At 74.1% G+C, this 15,969-nt stretch carries 16 protein-coding genes; 11 read left to right on the top strand and 5 right to left on the bottom strand.

Going from position 1 to position 15,969, the window contains the following annotated elements; genetic code table 11:
• The first annotated feature begins 35 nt into the window (after positions 1–35).
• On the top strand, positions 36–1,445 hold the full coding sequence (gltX, locus tag AB0D32_RS19745; RefSeq protein ID WP_357091798.1) for a glutamate--tRNA ligase: 1,410 nt from the start codon (positions 36–38) through the stop codon (positions 1,443–1,445).
• 70 nt (positions 1,446–1,515) lie between these two features.
• On the opposite strand, the gene AB0D32_RS19740 is transcribed toward gltX, so the two are convergent.
• A complete protein-coding gene (locus tag AB0D32_RS19740; protein WP_357091795.1) occupies positions 1,516–2,112 on the bottom strand; it encodes a copper resistance protein CopC in 597 nt (198 codons plus the stop codon).
• Positions 2,113–2,384: 272 nt separating this feature from the next.
• Here AB0D32_RS19740 and AB0D32_RS19735 point away from each other — a divergent pair, with 272 nt between their 5' ends.
• Complete coding sequence (locus AB0D32_RS19735; RefSeq protein WP_357091793.1) at positions 2,385–3,035, top strand: hypothetical protein; 651 nt, start codon at positions 2,385–2,387, stop codon at positions 3,033–3,035.
• Positions 3,036–3,264: 229 nt separating this feature from the next.
• Here the strand turns inward: AB0D32_RS19735 and AB0D32_RS19730 are convergent, their stop codons facing one another.
• Positions 3,265–3,603 (bottom strand): hypothetical protein, encoded by a 339-nt coding sequence (locus AB0D32_RS19730; RefSeq protein ID WP_357091791.1) that lies wholly within the window; start codon positions 3,601–3,603, stop codon positions 3,265–3,267.
• Between the two features lie 214 nt (positions 3,604–3,817).
• Between AB0D32_RS19730 and AB0D32_RS19725 the strand changes: the two genes are divergently transcribed.
• The 8 genes from AB0D32_RS19725 to AB0D32_RS19690 all read left to right on the top strand — a co-directional run bounded on the left by AB0D32_RS19725 (position 3,818) and on the right by AB0D32_RS19690 (position 12,276).
• Entirely contained in the window at positions 3,818–5,008 is a 1,191-nt protein-coding gene (locus AB0D32_RS19725; RefSeq protein ID WP_357091789.1) for a histidine kinase, read from the top strand.
• A 16-nt stretch (positions 5,009–5,024) separates the two neighbouring features.
• Positions 5,025–5,693, top strand: a complete 669-nt coding sequence (locus AB0D32_RS19720) for a response regulator transcription factor (protein WP_357091787.1) — start codon at positions 5,025–5,027, stop codon at positions 5,691–5,693.
• Between the two features lie 91 nt (positions 5,694–5,784).
• Positions 5,785–7,047, top strand: coding sequence for a helix-turn-helix domain-containing protein (locus tag AB0D32_RS19715; RefSeq protein ID WP_357091785.1), 1,263 nt, complete (start codon positions 5,785–5,787; stop codon positions 7,045–7,047).
• 118 nt (positions 7,048–7,165) lie between these two features.
• Positions 7,166–8,335 carry an acyltransferase domain-containing protein gene (locus tag AB0D32_RS19710; protein ID WP_357091783.1) on the top strand — a complete coding sequence of 390 codons (1,170 nt, stop codon included), beginning with the start codon at positions 7,166–7,168 and terminating at the stop codon, positions 8,333–8,335.
• Positions 8,332–9,276 carry a beta-ketoacyl-ACP synthase III gene (locus tag AB0D32_RS19705; RefSeq protein ID WP_357091781.1) on the top strand — a complete coding sequence of 315 codons (945 nt, stop codon included), beginning with the start codon at positions 8,332–8,334 and terminating at the stop codon, positions 9,274–9,276. Before AB0D32_RS19710 ends, AB0D32_RS19705 begins: the two co-directional genes overlap by 4 nt.
• An 84-nt stretch (positions 9,277–9,360) precedes the next feature.
• Complete coding sequence (locus tag AB0D32_RS19700) at positions 9,361–9,600, top strand: acyl carrier protein (RefSeq protein ID WP_111245448.1); 240 nt, start codon at positions 9,361–9,363, stop codon at positions 9,598–9,600.
• 2 nt (positions 9,601–9,602) lie between these two features.
• Positions 9,603–10,829 carry a beta-ketoacyl-ACP synthase II gene (gene fabF, locus AB0D32_RS19695; protein WP_357091776.1) on the top strand — a complete coding sequence of 409 codons (1,227 nt, stop codon included), beginning with the start codon at positions 9,603–9,605 and terminating at the stop codon, positions 10,827–10,829.
• Positions 10,830–10,851: 22 nt separating this feature from the next.
• Positions 10,852–12,276 carry a carboxyl transferase domain-containing protein gene (locus tag AB0D32_RS19690; protein WP_357091773.1) on the top strand — a complete coding sequence of 475 codons (1,425 nt, stop codon included), beginning with the start codon at positions 10,852–10,854 and terminating at the stop codon, positions 12,274–12,276.
• A gap of 54 nt (positions 12,277–12,330) precedes the next feature.
• On the opposite strand, the gene AB0D32_RS19685 is transcribed toward AB0D32_RS19690, so the two are convergent.
• Entirely contained in the window at positions 12,331–12,549 is a 219-nt protein-coding gene (locus AB0D32_RS19685; RefSeq protein ID WP_357091770.1) for a hypothetical protein, read from the bottom strand.
• A 176-nt stretch (positions 12,550–12,725) separates the two neighbouring features.
• Between AB0D32_RS19685 and AB0D32_RS19680 the strand changes: the two genes are divergently transcribed.
• Positions 12,726–13,385 (top strand): lipoprotein, encoded by a 660-nt coding sequence (locus AB0D32_RS19680; protein ID WP_357091766.1) that lies wholly within the window; start codon positions 12,726–12,728, stop codon positions 13,383–13,385.
• 6 nt (positions 13,386–13,391) lie between these two features.
• On the opposite strand, the gene AB0D32_RS19675 is transcribed toward AB0D32_RS19680, so the two are convergent.
• On the bottom strand, positions 13,392–15,128 hold the full coding sequence (locus AB0D32_RS19675; RefSeq protein ID WP_357091763.1) for a glycoside hydrolase family 3 N-terminal domain-containing protein: 1,737 nt from the start codon (positions 15,126–15,128) through the stop codon (positions 13,392–13,394).
• 76 nt (positions 15,129–15,204) lie between these two features.
• Positions 15,205–15,696 (bottom strand): DUF3145 domain-containing protein, encoded by a 492-nt coding sequence (locus tag AB0D32_RS19670; protein WP_357091760.1) that lies wholly within the window; start codon positions 15,694–15,696, stop codon positions 15,205–15,207.
• Positions 15,697–15,969 lie beyond the last annotated feature (273 nt).

The following is a 15,969-nucleotide window of genomic DNA, read 5'->3' as shown; positions in this document are numbered from 1 at the left end:
CGAATCCGGTCGCGCACCGCCGTAGGCTGGGGGACGTGACGGTACGTGTGCGCTTCGCCCCCTCCCCGACCGGTATGTTCCACGTCGGCGGCGCCCGCTCGGCGCTGCAGAACTGGATCTACGCCAAGCAGCAGGGCGGGGTGTTCGTGCTCCGCATCGAGGACACCGACGCGGCCCGCAACAAGCCGGAGTGGACCGAGGGCATCCTCTCCGCGCTGGACTGGATCGGCATCGCGCGCGACAGCTACGAGGGCCCGCACTTCCAGTCCCAGTACGCCGGCGAGCACCGCGCCGCCGCCGCACGGCTGCACGAGTCCGGCCGCGCGTACTACTGCGGCTGCACCCGCGACGCCGTGCAGGCCCGCACCGGCTCGCAGTACCAGGGCTACGACGGGTTCTGCCGGGACCGGGGCCTGCCGGCCGGCGAGGGGCGCGCCCTGCGCTTCCGTACGCCGGACGAGGGCGCGACCGTGGTGGTCGACCTGATCCGCGGCGAGCCCACCTTCGAGAACAAGCTGATCGAGGATTTCGTCATCGCCCGGGGCGACGGCTCGCCGGTCTTCCTGCTGGCCAACGTGGTCGACGACATGGCCATGGGGATCACCCACGTGATCCGGGCCGAGGAGCACCTGCCCAACACCCCGAAGCAGCAGCTGCTCTGGGAGGCCCTCGGGGTCAAGCCCCCGATCTGGGCACACGTGCCGGTGGTCGTCAACGAGAAGCGGCAGAAGCTCTCCAAGCGCCGGGACAAGGTGGCCCTGGAGGCGTACCGGGACGAGGGCTACCTCGCCGCGGCGATGCGCAACTACCTTGTGCTGCTCGGCTGGGCGCCGTCGGGCGACCGGGAGATCGTCCCGTGGTCGGTGATCGAGGAGGAGTTCCGGCTGGAGGAGGTCAACCCCTCGTCGGCGTTCTTCGACGAGAAGAAGCTCCGCGCGTTCAACGGCGAGTACATCCGGGCGCTCCCGGTCGAGGAGTTCGTCGACGCCTGCCAGCCGTGGCTGACCGGCACCGGCACCATCGCCCCGCCGCCGTGGCTGCCGGAGGAGTTCGACGCGGACGCCTTCGCGGCCGTGGCCCCGCTCGCGCAGACCCGGATCGCCGTGCTCAGCGAGATCGTGCCGAACGTCGACTTCCTCTTCCTCGCCTCCCCGCTGATCGACGAGGCCGCCTGGGCCAAGGCGATGAAGGAGGGCTCGGCGGAGCTGCTGGACGCCGCCACGACGGCGTTCGAGGCCCTGGAGTCGTGGGACGCGGAGACCCTGAAGTCGACACTGGAGGCCGTCGGCGCCGAGCGCGGGCTCAAGCTCGGCAAGGCCCAGGCCCCGGTGCGCGTCGCGGTCACCGGCCGCACCGTCGGGCTGCCGCTGTTCGAGTCGCTGGAGGTGCTGGGCCGCGAGCGCACCCTGAGCCGGCTGCGCGCCGCCCGGGTCCGCCTGTTCTGACCGTAGGCGTAGGGGCCAGCGCCCGGACCGGTCGGTCCGGGCGCTGGCCCGTCGGTTGCCCGGGTGCCGCTCAGCGGCGGGCGGTGCGGCGGCGGAGCAGCAGGCCCGCGGCGAGAGCGGCGACGAGAAGCACGCCGCCGAGCGCCCACAGCCAGCCGCGCCCGGCCGACCCGTCGCTCTCCTTCGCCGCCGGCACCGCGGCTCCGGGCGTGCCGGTGCCCGCCGACCCGGGCGCGGCCGAGGTCGGCCCGGTGCCGGTCGACGACGGTACGGCCGACGCCGGGGCGCTCGGCCCGGCGGTGCCCGCGCCGGTCGGCGGCTCGGCGGTGGTGCCGGTGGTCAGGGTGAACCGCACCTCGCCGGAGACGGGGTGCCCGTCGTTGGACGCCAGCTGGTAGCCGACGACGTAGAGCCCCGCCCGGCCCGGCTTGAACGGGACGCTCACCCGGGAGCCGGAGAAGGTCGGCGCGCCGCCGAGCGCGGCCACGTCGTCCGGTCCGGTGACTGTGATCTTCGTCGTATTCGGGTCTGCTCTGGCGAGGAACCGCAGCTCGATCTGGGCCGGCGCCTCGGCAACCCGGGCGCCGTTGCGTGGATCGCTGCCGGTCAACGAGTTGTGGGCCGCCGCCGGTGCGGCCGGCAACAACAACGACACACCGAGCGCCACGCCGAGCACCACTGGCCAGGTGCGTGCAACACGTGGGAACCTGCCCCCCATGAACCCCTCCGTAAAGGTACGATCCGCCCGCTGATCAACGGCCACCGTTCATTGGTCGGGCCGGGATCACAGATAGTTCCAATTACTGTTCCACGAGCTGCAACCGATCGACGTTCTGCGGAGTCTTGAGGGTGGCACCCTGTGCGGGTTCGGTCACCTCGTCGGCCAATCAACGTGTGACCTGCAGCAGGCCATCCATCGAACGGGGCGAGGAGGCGGCGATGGTCCGAACGATGCGGCGACTGGTCGCGGTGTTGACGGGCGGGCTCGCGACGGCGGTCCTGTCGCTCGGTCTGGCCGGCACGGCGAAGGCGGCACCGAAGCCCGCACCCGCCGGCGTGGAGATCACCGGGGAGGGGCTGGCGGATCCGCTGCGGCTGCACGCCGAGGCCCACCCGGCACACGTCGTGGCGGTCATCGACCAGGTCAACTTCCTGGGGCGCACGGGCCAGGCCAAGGGCCCGAAGGAGGCCGACCTCGGTCCGAAGTACACGGTCGTGGTGTTCGCCGGTGACGTCGCGAAGCAGACGTACGACCTCTACCCGAAGGCGCTCGGCGGGCCGCGTGTCTACCGCCCGGCCAAGCAGCCGGACTCCCGCAAGATCGCCGCGGGCTGGTTCCTCGGCCGGCTCAACATGTCGGAGACCCTCCGCACGGCCGGGGTGCCGCTGGAGCGGCAGTTCGACACCGTCAGTGGCGGCGTCGGCGGCGGCGAACGGGTCATCCCCGAGGACGCCCTCAACCCGGCGAAGGACCTCGACGAGGCGTTCGGCGAGTTGCAGCGGCTGATGCTGCTCAACGTCGCGGTGGTGCTGGTCATCACGTCGGGCCTCGCCGGGATCGCGCTGCTGGTGCGCCGCCGCACCCGCTGACCCCCGCCACCCGTCCATCCTCCGGGAACTCCGTTCCGATCTTCGGGATGGCCGGAGATCTTGGTGGGAGATGGCCCCTCTAGGGGCCATCTCCCACCAAGATCTCCTGTGTGGTCAGTCGGTCCGGCCCACGCTGCTCTCACCGGCCAAGAGCGCGTCACCACCAACCAGCCCAAGCCGGAGACCCCCACGACCTTGCCGGGACCCTGCCACCACGGGGGTCACGTGGTCAGCACCAGCGGCGTGGCGGCCGTTCACGGCGGGTGGCGCGCTGCCGGGGCCGGACCGGGCCGTGCTGGTGCGCGCCGGCCCACCCGGGCAGGTCGCTGCGACAGCCCTGCGCCGAGACCGGCTCGGCCTCGCCGGCCGGAAGGGGCTCGGCAAGGCGCTGCCGGGGCACCGTGACGTCGTCGTCGGGGCGCTCGGGCGCGCGGGCCGGGTGCTCCGGCGAGTGGGCCGGGAACCCGCCGGGCAGCCGGCGGTGCTTGGCTGCCGCCTGCGGCTCCTGGTGGCCCGGCCGGCAGGGCTCGCCCTGGGCGCAGCCGTGCTCGGCCTCCCCGTGCGCCATCCCGGTCTCCTCACGCTCGCCCCGCCCGCCGGGGTCGCTCCGACGGGCCCTGTCACCGTACTGGCCGGGACCGACGGCCCGTGCAGCCGGACCCGGTCGGCGCTGCACCCCGCGCGACCGGCAGTCGGGTGTAGGTCTTTCGGGGGATGCGGAGGCGGGTCGGGTCGTCCAGCGGTCTGAGTCCGGCCTGCTGTGAATGTGGTGGGATCGGGCCATGCGACCGCCGACCTGGCTCGGGGCCGGTACGGCCGGCCGGGACCTCACGCTCGCCGGCGCGGCCCTGGCCGGCGGCCTGATCATGTACGGCCTGAACACCCAACCGCAGTTCTCCTGGCAGCCGGGCCTGCCGGAGCCGCTGTTCCTGCTGCCGCTGGCGGTGGTCTGCGCGGCGGTGGGCCTACGCCGGGTCGCCTCCCGGAGCAGCCTGGCGCTCGGCACGGCGGCGGTGCTGGTCGACGTGGCGATGGGCGGCTCGCTGGCCACCGTCCTCGTCTACACCCAGGTGCTCTACGACGCGTGCGTGTTCGGCTCGGCCCGGACCTGGCGGCGGCTGCTCCGGGTCACGGTCGGGTTGAGCGTGCTCAGCACGGCGGCGGGGATGCTGCTGACGGGCGACTGGCGGGGCGTCGGCTTCGGGATGCCGGCGGTGCTGGCCGGGGTGCTGCCGGTGCTCACCGGGATCAGCGTGCGGCAGTACCGGGACCAGGCCGCCGCCGAGCGGGCCCGGGCCGAGCAGACGGCCCGGCTGGTGGAGTTGGACCGCCGGCAGGCGGTCAGCGCGGAACGGGCCCGGATGGCCCGGGAACTGCACGACGTGATCGCCAACCACCTGAGCGCGGTGGCCATCCACGCCACAGCCGCGCTCTCCGTGCCCGGGCTCGACCGGTCGCAGGTCGAGTCGGCGCTGCGGGTGATCCGGGAGAGCAGCGTGCAGGGGCTGGGCGAGATGCGGCAGATGATCGGCCTGCTGCGGGAACCGGCGGAGGGCGGATCGGCCGTCGACGCGACGGAGGAGACGACCCGGGCGCGGCTCAGCGAGGTGGACACGCTGGTCGACCGGGTCCGTGCCGCCGGGCTGGCCGTCCGGATGACCCGGCGCGGCGAGTCCCGCGCGCTGCCGGTCGGGGTGGACCTGGCCGCGTACCGGATCGTGCAGGAGTCGTTGACCAACGCGCTCAAGCACGGCGCCGGCGAGGCCGACCTGCTGGTCGCGTACGAGCCGGTGGGGGTGGTGGTGGGCGTGGACAACCCGGTCGGCGCCGGCCGTGGCACGCTGACCGGCGCGGGCGCCGGCCTGATCGGGATGCGGGAGCGGGCGGCGCTGCTGAACGGCCGGTTCTCCGCCGGCCCGGCGGGGGGCCGATGGCGGGTACGGGTGGAGTTGCCGACGGAGGCAGCGCCGTGAGGGGACGGGACGGGACATGGCCGAGGTGATCCGGGTGCTGCTCGCCGACGACCAGCCGGCGGTGCGGGCCGGGCTGGCGCTGATCCTGGCCGGTGCGGCCGGCGTCGACGTCGTGGCCGAGGCCGAGGACGGTGCCGAGGCGGTCCGGCTGTGCCGGGAGCTGCGCCCGGACGTCGCGGTGCTGGACGTGCGGATGCCCCGGCTGGACGGCATCTCGGCCACCCGGGAGATCGTCGCCGACCGGCTCGCCGACGTGCTCGTGCTCACCACATTCGACCTCGACGAGTACGTCTTCGGGGCGCTGCGGGCCGGCGCGGCGGGCTTCGTCCTCAAGGACACCGACGCCGACGGGCTGGTGGCGGCGGTGCGGACGGTCGCCCGGGGCGAGGGGTTCATCGCCTCGGCGGTAACCCGCCGCCTGATCACCGCATTCGCGGCGACCGCGTCGACCACTCCCGCCGCGACCCGGGGCGCGGTCGACGCGCTGACGCCCCGGGAGCGCGACGTGCTGGCCTGCCTCGGGCTGGGGCTGTCCAACCAGCAGATCGCCGACCGGTTGGCGATGGCCGAGAGCACCACGAAGACCCACGTCAGCCGGATCCTCGCCAAGCTGGACCTGCGCAGCCGGGTGCAGGCCGCCATCCTGGCCCAGGAGCTGGGGCTGCCCGCCCCGCCACCGGCCTGACCCACCATCCACCGCCCGGCCCGTCACCGGCCTGACCCACCGTCCACCGCCCGGCCCGCCGTCGGCCCGAGCCCGGCCGGCGGCGGACAGGTTGCCCGGCGTGGAGGCGCAGGTCGGGGCGTGTCAGGCTGGGGCGGTGAGCGAGCCGGGCGGGACGGAACTGTCGGCCACGCTGCGCCGGATCGAGCGGGCGGCGGGGGCACTGGCCAGCGCCAGCGTGGCCCGGATGGACGAGTCGCTGCCCTGGTTCCGCGACCTGCCGCCCGACCACCGTTCCTGGGTGATGCTGGTGGCCCAGGCCGGCGCCCGCTCGCTGGTGCAGTGGCTGCGCGACGGCGGCGGCACGGCGGACAGCACCCAGGAGGTCTCGGACGAGGTCTTCGCCACGGCGCCGCAGGCGCTCGCCCGCTCGATCAGCCTCCAGCAGACCGTCGCGCTGGTGAAGGTGATGATCGACGTGGTCGAGGAGCAGGTCTCGCACCTGGCGGCGGAGGGCGAGGAGCAGCAGTTGCGCGAGGCCGTGCTGCGGTTCTCCCGGGAGATCGCCTTCGCCGCAGCCCGCGTGTACGCCCGGGCCGCCGAGTCGCGCGGCTCGTGGGACGCCCGGTTGCAGGCGCTGCTGGTGGACGCGTTGCTGCGCGGTGACACGCCGGACGTGCTGGCGAGCCGGGCGGCGGCGCTCGGCTGGGCGGACGCCCCGCCGGTGGCGGTGGCGGTCGGCCGCTCCCCCGGCGGGGAGGTGTCCGCCGTGCTGCACACCGTCCACCGGCAGGCCCGGCGCATCGGCACGGAGGTGCTCGGCGGGGTGCACGGCGACCGCCTGGTCATCGTGCTCGGCGGCGCCCCCGACCCCGTGGCGGCCACCGGCAAGCTGCTGGGTGCGTTCGGGGACGGACCGGTGGTGGTCGGTCCGGCCGTGCCGAGCCTGGACGAGGCGACCGAGTCGGCGCGCGCCGCGCTGGCCGGGTTCCGGGCCGCCCCGGCGTGGCCGACCGCGCCCCGGCCGGTGCCGGCGGACGACCTGCTGCCGGAGCGGGCGCTGGCCGGGGACGCGGAGGCACGTCGCCGGCTGCGGCACGACGTCTACGCCGCCCTGGTGCGCGCCGGCGGGGAACTGTTGCAGACCCTCGACGCCTTCTTCACGGCGGGCGGCACGCTGGAGAGCGCCGCGCGGGCTCTCTTCGTGCATCCGAACACGGTGCGCTACCGGCTACGGCGGATCTCCGACGTCACCGGCTTCTCGCCGCTCGCGGCGCGGGACGCGTTCGCGCTCCAGGTGGCCCTCACCGTCGGGCGGCTCGACCCGGTGGTCCCGGTGGCACCAACCCCGACAATCACCCCCAGGATCGGGTAGAACACCACACACAGGTGATGATCGTCGCCGATTTTTGTAGGATTCCTCCAAAGGTTCTAGTGTGGTTTGGTCGTAGGCCGCACAGCACTACCCGCGCGTATCCGGGAGAGTCATAGACGTGCTCGCCGTACTCTCGCCCGGCCAGGGTTCCCAGAAACCCGGCTTCCTGACTCCCTGGCTCGACCTCACCGGGGCCGAGTCACGTCTGCGTTGGTGGTCGGCGCTGGCCGGAGTCGACCTGGTGCACCTCGGCACCGCGGCCGACGCGGACGAGATCAGGGACACCGCCCGGACCCAGCCGCTGCTGGTCGCCGCCGCCCTGCTCGCCGCCGAGCACCTGCCGATGCACGACGTCGCGCTCACCGTCGGCCACAGCGTGGGCGAGCTGGGTGCGGCGGCGCTGGCCGGGGTGCTCCCGGCGGAGGCGGCGATCACCCTGGCGGGCGTACGCGGCCGGGAGATGGCCGCGGCCTGCGCGCTGGAGCCGACCGGGATGGCCGCCGTGCTGGGCGGGGACCCGGACGAGGTGCTCGCCTCGATCGCCGCGCACGGGCTGCACCCGGCCAACCGCAACGGCGCCGGCCAGTTCGTCGCCGCCGGCTCGGTCGAGGGGCTGGAGAAGCTCGCCGCCGAGCCGCCGACGAAGGCCCGGGTGATCCGCCTGAAGGTGGCCGGCGCCTTCCACACGCCGTACATGGCCCCCGCCGAGGCCGCGCTGGCCGCCGTGGCCGCCGGGATCACCCCGAGCGACCCGACCCGCATCCTGCTCTCCAACCTCGACGGCGCCGCGGTCAACCACGGGCGCGACATGGTGCAGCGCCTGGTCCGCCAGGTCACCGCGCCGGTGCGCTGGGACCTCTGCATGCGTACCCTGGCCGACCTCGGGGTGACCGGCGTGATCGAGCTGCCCCCGGCCGGCACCCTCGCGGGCCTGGTGAAGCGGGAGCTCAAGGGGGCCGGAGCCCCCGAGGTCGTCACCCTCAACACCCCGGACGACCTGCCCGCCGCCAGGGATCTGATCGCCCGGCACGGGATGGCGCCGAGTCACGAGCCGACCATGCACTTCCGCGTGGTGGTGGCCCCGTCGGCCGGCACCTTCGCCCCGGCGGAGGGCCTCGCCGAGGGCGACACGCTCCGCGCCGGCCAGGTCGTCGGCCACGTCGCCACCCGGCAGGGCCCGGTCGAGGTGACCGCGCACGGCAGCGGCGTACTCACCGAGTGGCTCGCCCACCACGACGACCCGGTCGCGCCGGGCCAACCGCTCGCCCGCATCGGAGGACACGCATGAGCGGCAGTCGGATCGTCGCGCTGGGGCACTACCAGCCGTCGCGGGTGGTCACCAACGACGACATCGCCCAGTTGGTCGAGACCAACGACGAGTGGATCCGGGACCGGGTCGGCATCGTCACCCGGCGGATCGCCGACGGAGAGACGGTCGCCGACATGGCCGCCGCCGCCGCCGGCAAGGCGCTGGCCAACTCGGGGCTCACCGCCGCCGACATCGACCTGGTCGTGGTGGCGACGTGCAGCTCCGCCGACCGCAGCCCGAACGTGGCCTGCCGGGTCGCCGCCAAGCTCGGCATCACCGCGCCCGGGGCGTTCGACCTGAACACGGCGTGCTCCGGCTTCGCGTACGCGCTGGGCACCGTGGACCACGCCATCCGGGCCGGCGCCTCGCGCAACGCCCTGGTCATCGGCGCGGAGAAGCTCTCCGACATCGTCGACTGGACGGACCGTTCCACCTGCATCATCTTCGCCGACGGCGCCGGCGCCGCCGTGGTGTCGGCCGTCGCCGAGGGTGAGCCCGCCGGCGTCGGCCCGGTGGTCTGGGGCTCGGTGCCGGAGCGGGGCGACGCGGTACGCATCGAGGGCTGGCGCCCGTACATCCAGCAGGAGGGCCAGTCGGTCTTCCGCTGGGCCACCACGGAGCTGGCGCCGCTGGCCCGGCAGGCGTGCGAGCGCGCCGGTGTGGACCCGTCGGAGCTGGCCGCCTTCGTGCCGCACCAGGCCAACGCCCGGATCATCGACGGCATCGCCAAGCGGCTCGGCATCCCGAACGCGATCATCGCCAAGGACATCGTCGAGTCCGGCAACACCTCGGCGGCGAGCGTGCCGCTGGCCCTGTCCAAGCTGGTCGAGCGGCGGGAGGTGCCGTCCGGCGCCCCGGTGCTGCTCTTCGGCTTCGGCGGCGGCCTGACCTACGCCGGTCAGGTCGTCCGCTGCCCCTGAAAGCCCCTCCGGCCGCCGCGCCGGGGAGTGACGGCCGGCGTCGTCGGCCGTCGAATGATCCACCGATGAAAGGAACCAACCGCAATGACCCGTGACGAGATCACCACCGGCCTCGCCGAGATCCTCGAAGAGGTTGCCGGGGTGAGCCCGGACGACGTGGCCGAGGGGAAGTCCTTCACCGACGACCTGGACGTCGACTCGCTCTCCATGGTGGAGGTCGTGGTGGCGGCTGAGGAGAAGTTCGGCGTCAAGATCCCGGACAACGAGGTGCAGAACCTGAAGACCGTCGGGGACGCCGTCAGCTACATCGAGGCGCAGTCCTGATCATGGCTCACACCGACGTCGTCGTCACCGGGCTCGGCGCGACCACCCCGCTGGGCGGGGACGTCGCGTCGACCTGGGACGCCATGCTCGCCGGCCGCTCGGGGGTGAGTGCGCTCACCCCCGAGTGGGCCGAGCAACTGCCGGTCCGGATCGCCGCCAAGCTCGCGGTCGAGCCGACCGGCCTGATCGACCGGGTCAAGCTGCGCCGGCTGGACCGTTCCGAGGCGATCGCGATCATCGCGGCGCAGCAGGCCTGGGCCGATGCCGGCCTGGCCGACTCCGGGCTGGACCCGGAGCGGCTGGGCGTCAGCGTCGGCTCCGGCATCGGCGGCGCGCTGACCCTGCTCGCCCAGGACGACATCCTGGAGGCGTCCGGCCCGCGGCGGGTCTCCCCGCACACCATCCCGATGCTGATGCCCAACGGCCCCGCCGCCTGGGTGGGGCTGGAGTTGGGCGCGAAGGCGGGGGTGCACTCGGTGGCCAGCGCGTGCGCGACCGGCGCGGAGGCCATCGCGCTCGGCATGGACATGATCCGCGCCGGCCGGGCCGACGTGGTGGTGGCCGGCGGCACCGAGGCGGTCATCCACCAGCTCCCGATCGCCGGGTTCAGCTCGATGCGGGCGATGTCGACCCGCAACGACGAGCCGGAGCGGGCCTCCCGCCCGTGGGACAAGGGCCGCGACGGCTTCGTGCTCGGCGAGGGCGCGGGCATCGTGGTGCTGGAACGGGCGGAGCACGCCGCCGCCCGGGGTGCCCGGGTCTACGCCCGGCTGGCCGGCGCCGGCCTCACCTCCGACGGCTACGACATCGTCCAGCCGCACCCGGAGGGCGAGGGCGCGATCCGGGCGATCGCGAAGGCGATCGCGGACGCGGGCGTGGCCAAGCAGGACATCGTGCACGTCAACGCGCACGCCACCTCGACCCCCGTCGGCGACATCGCGGAGATCACCGCGCTGCGGGCGGCGCTGGGCGACCACCCGGTGCTGACCTCGACCAAGTCGATGTCCGGTCACCTGCTGGGCGCGGCGGGCGCGCTGGAGTCCATCCTCACGATCCTGGCGATCCGCGACGGCGTCGTGCCTCCGACGATCAACCTGGACGACCCGGACGACGGGCTCACCCTGGACGTGGCCGCCAACGAGGCACGCCACATGGACATTCCCGCCGCGCTGAACAACTCGTTCGGCTTCGGCGGGCACAACGTGGCTCTCGTCTTCACGCGGGCCTGAGACCACAGCCTTGGAGGCTCACGTGACCACCACCGTTGGCGTGGACGCATCTTCCGCCGTGGACCATCGGGATCCGGAGGTGCGCCTGCGGGCGTTGTTCGACGCGGGTTCGTTGCGGCTGTCGGTGCCGCGGGACACCTCGGGCGTGTTGTGGGCACGGGGCGAGATCGAGGGCTCGCCGGTGATCGCGTACGCCACGGACGCGACGCGGATGGGCGGGGCGATGGGCACCGAGGGGTGCCGGCACGTCGTGGACGCGATCGACACCGCCGTACGGGAGCGGGTGCCGGTGGTGGGGTTGTGGCACTCGGGCGGGGCCCGGCTGGCCGAGGGTGTCGTCGCCCTGGACGCGGTGGGCCAGGTGTTCGCGGCGATGGTGCGCGCGTCGGGGCGGGTGCCGCAGATCTCCACGGTGCTGGGTCCCGCGGCCGGTGGCGCGGCGTACGGGCCGGCGTTGACCGACATCGTGGTGATGAGTGGCGCGGGCCGGATCTTCGTCACCGGTCCGGAGGTGGTGCGTAGCGTCACCGGCGAGCAGGTCGACATGGCGCGCCTGGGCGGGCCGGAGCCGCACGGCCGCCGCTCCGGCGTGGTCCACGTGACCTGTCCCGACGACGGGACGGCGCTGGTCGAGACGCGCAAACTCGCCGCGCTGCTGGGTCGGCAGGGGCGCCTGTCGCCCGACGACGTGTCCGTCCAGGACGAGGGTGGGCACGACCTGACGGCGAAGATGCCGGCCGAGCCGAACCGGGCCTACGACGTCAAGCCGGTGGTCAAGGCGCTGCTGGACGCCCCCGGGGTGGAGTTGCACGCCAAGTGGGCGCCGAACGTCGTGACCACCCTGGGCCGTTTCGCCGGGCGCACCGTCGGTGTCGTCGCGAACAACCCGCTGCGTCTGGGTGGCTGCCTGGACGCCTCCAGCGCCGAGAAGGCCGCCCGGTTCGTGCGCATGTGCGACTCCCTCGGCGTGCCGTTGATCGTCCTGGTCGACGTGCCCGGCTACCTGCCCGGCCTCGGCCAGGAATGGGACGGCGTCGTACGCCGCGGCGCGAAACTCCTGCACGCCTTCGCCGAGGCTGTCGTGCCCCGCGTCACCCTCGTCACCCGCAAGGCCTACGGCGGGGCGTACATCGCGATGAACTCCCGTTCGCTGGGCGCCACCGCCGTGTTCGCCTGGCCCGACGCCGAGGTCGCCGTGATGGGCGCCGGCGCCGCGGTCAACATCCTGCACCGCAAGAAACTCGCCGCCGTACCCGCCGAAGAGCGTGAGGCCCTGCGCGCACAGCTCATCGAGGAACAGACCCGCATCGCCGGGGGCGTCAACCGCGCCCTCGAGATCGGCGTCGTCGACGACGTCATCACCCCCACCGAGACCCGCCGCCGCATCGCCGAGGCCCTCGCCGCCGCCCCCGCCGCCCGGGGCGCCCACGGCAACATCCCCCTCTAGGACAACCGCCGGAAGGGCCCGCGCCCACGCCGGGCGCGGGCCCTTCCGCGCCGCTCAGCCCCGGTTGCGGGGGTGCTGGCGGGCGGTCCGCTCGTTGCCCCGGCGGTAGTTGCCGGTCCACCGGGCCATCACGAGCTGCGGGTCGTCGTCGACCTCGGCGAGGAACTCCGCCGCCCGACCACCTCGCAGGGTGCCCGCCGCCCGGCCGTGGTGGGTGATCACCACCGTGCCGTCCGACCGCTCGACGTACGCGAAACCCTCTGCCGTCCCCATGTGCGCCGAGGGTGCCAGGCGGGGCGGCGGAACGCGACCCGGTTTTCCCGCCTGACGACGTGGCCCGCCTTCCCGCGCGGGGCGGCGACCCGCCCCGCGTGCGACCGGTGGCTCAACCGGGTTGACGGTGCCCGCCCGTGTCGCTTAGATGAGCCGGCTCGCATCGTCAACGGGGAATGGACACCATGCATCGTCGTACCCGCGCCGCCGTGCTCGCGGCGCTGACCATCGCACTGACCGGCGGCTGCGCCGACGGGAAGGAGTCGCCGTCGGCCGGCGGCTCCCCGTCCGCCTCGCCGAGCGCCACCGCCTCGCCGGTGACCCCCGGCCCGCCCTGGCACGACGAGGTGGTGGCCGCGTCGGCGGGCACCACCGTGGGCGGGAAGGGTACGCCGTGCGAGTTGCCGGTCACCTTCTCGGTGCCGGCGCAGTGGAAGGTGAAGGCGGTCAAGGGCTCGGCGAAGTTCGGCGAGCCCCGCCTCGGCGACGCCCTCATGCTGTGCGAGATCGACGCCCGGCCGACCGGCGCTGTCGGGTTCCTCCGGGTGTGGCGGGTCGACGGGGTCGCCGGCGGCGCCGAGGCGCACCTGAAGAACTTCATCGGTGCCTACTCACCCAAGGGGGCGGACGCGGAGTACCGGCGCGTGAAGGCCGGCACCCTGGACGCCGTCGAGGTGAGCTACCTGAAGCAGAGCGGCGGTGCGGTCCGCGACCGGGCCATCGCGCTCTCCTCCCTCTACGGGCCGATCCTGCTGAGCCTGGACACCCCGGACACCGTCGAGCTGCTGCCGGCGTACCAGTTGGTGAAGCAGTCGGCCCGGATCAACCGCGACTGACGGGGCTCAGTCGCCGCAGGTCGTGGCGGGCAGGCCGGTCACCGGCACCGGGGACCGGCCGCCCGGGCGTGCCTTGCCGGCCAGCACCCCGGCGAGGGCGGTCATCGACGCCCGGCTGGAGGAGTAGGTCGCCAGCAGGGTGGGCGACTTGGCCTTCGCCAGCACGTACGGGGTGTCCATGGCGACCGTGACGGCGGCGTCGGCACGCAGGTCGCCGTCACCGTCGCCGTATCCGACGAGGTGCACCACCGTGCCGCCGTCGGCGACCACCTTCACCCCGGCCGCCTTGAGCGCCTCGGTCAGCGCGGCCCGGGTGTGGTCCCGCCCACCGGAGGAGGTCACCGTCACGGGGCCCCGCACGCCGCCGCCGCAGGCGCCACGCAGCGCCGTCACCGCCGCCGCGGCCAGGTCCTCCGCCGCCTTGCGGTGAGCCGGGCCGCCCAGCGTGGACAGCTCGGGCGTGGGCCGGTCGGCGAGCTTGAACTTCAGCGTCAGCACCCGGGTCGCGGCGTCGACGAGGCGGGCCCGGGGCAGCGAGCCGTCGCGCAGCGCGGCGAGCAAACCGTCGTACGCCTGGCCGACGTTCGGCGGCATCAGGATCAGGTCGTTGCCCGCCTTCAGCGCGCGTACCGCGGCCTCGCCCGGCGACCAGCGCTTCGCCGGCGGCATGTTCATCCCGTCGGTGATCACCACGCCCTGGAACCCGAGTTGGCCCCGGAGCACGTCGGTGAGCAGCTTGTGCGAGAAGGTCGCCGCGGTGCCCGGGTCCACCGACCGCGCGTCGAGGTGGGCGGACATGACGGCCATCGCGCCCGCGTCGATGCCGGCGGAGAAGGGCGGCCACGCGCCCGTCTCCAGCGTCCGGCGGGTCTGGTCGAGCACCGGCAGGCCCTCGTGGGAGTCGGCGGCGCTGTGCCCGTGCCCCGGGAAGTGCTTGACGGTGGCCGCGACGCCCGCCGCCTGCAACCCGCGGACCGCGCCCGCGACCTGCCCCGCCGTCGCCTTCGGGTCCGCCCCGTAGGACCGGGAGCCGATCACGGTGCTGCGGGTGGCGAGCACGTCGGCGACGGGGGCGAAGTCGAGGTTGATGCCCATCGCGGCGAGTTCCGTGCCGGCCGCCCGCCAGGCGGCCTCGGTCAGTTCGGGTTTTCCGGCGGCACCGGCGGCGAGGGCGCTGGGCAGCAGGGTCACCCCGTCGGTGATCCGGGTGACCACGCCGTACTCCTGGTCGGTGCCGATCAGGAAGGGCGCCGACCCGGCGGACAGCCGGCCGGCGGCCTCGCGCAGGCCGTCGGTCAGCGCGCGGACCTGCCTGGGGTTGTCGACGTTGGTCGTCTCCTGGTTGCCCTTGGTGGGGTCGTCGGCGCTGAAGCCGACCAGGATCAGCCCGCCGAGCCGGTACTTCTCGACCATCTGGGCGGGCGTGTCCACCCCGCCCAGCGCCTGGTTGCCGGCCGCCGAGCCGGGCGAGACCCTGGTGGCGGCGTCGCCGTAGGCGTAGGGCATCAGCACCTGGCCGACGAGGTCCTCGTCGCCGAGCGAGCCGACGAGGGCGGCGGCGCGGGCGGCCGGGTCGGCGCCGGGGACACTCGCGGCGGGTGTCGGGGTCGCCGTCGGGGCGGCGCCTGTCGGGGCCGGGTCGGGGCGGCGGTCCGCCGGCCCGGAGCACCCGGAGACGAGCAGCGCGGTCAGGGCGGCGAGCGCGACGCCGGCACGTCGCGGGGTAGTCGACACGCGGCCCATCCCACCAGTTCGCTTCTTATCGGGGCAACTTGACCTTCACCCCGCAGGAAGAGTCGGTCCCGGTCCGGGCCTGGCGTCAGCCGACGCGGGTGAGCAGGGTCACCGGAGCGCCGTCGCCCGCGTACCGGTAGGGCTCCAGCTCGGCGTCCCACGCGGTGCCGAGCGCCTTGTCGAGGGCGTGCGCGAGGGCCTCCGGCGCCCGCGCGCCCGCCATGATGCTGCGCAGCCGGTCCTCGCCGAGTTGGATGTCGCCGGCGGCCCCGACGGTCGCCCGGAACAGGCCCCGCCCGGGCACGTACATGAAACGCTCGCCGTCGGCGCCGGGGCTCGGCTCCTCGGTGACCTCGAAACGGATCATGGGCCACTGCCGTAGGGCAGCAGCCAGCTCGGCGCCCGTCCCCGGACGACCGGTCCACCCGCACTCGGCCCGGCGGACGCCGGGATCGACGGGCTGAGCCGTCCACTGCAGGTTGACCGGCGCGGCAAGGACGCGCGCGATCGCCCACTCGACGTGTGAGCACACGGCGAGCGGGGTCGAATGGACGTATACGACGCCACGCGTTGGCACGGTGACCTCCCGGAGAGCGAGGTGCGTCTTCCCCTACGACCTCGACCACCCGAGTGGTTGCTGGAACACATGATGACCCGTGTGACGGATGGTTCGCCAGGGAATCGGAAAAATCGCGGGTCGGAATAGCCGGAAGGGTGACCCGGGTTGTGCCCTGACGACGCGATGACCAGCCAGGGACCGTGCTCGTGTACAGTTCCATCGGCGGCCTGTGCCGCGCACAACTTCCGCGGGCCCACCCACCTGGGTGTCGCCCGCACAGCCCCCGGACTT

This window comes from Micromonospora sp. NPDC048170, from assembly GCF_040652795.1.
In the GTDB taxonomy this organism is placed as follows: Bacteria; Actinomycetota; Actinomycetes; order Mycobacteriales; family Micromonosporaceae; genus Micromonospora.
The sequence above is the reverse complement of the archived record's forward strand: the minus strand, read 5'-3'. Positions and strand labels throughout refer to the sequence as shown.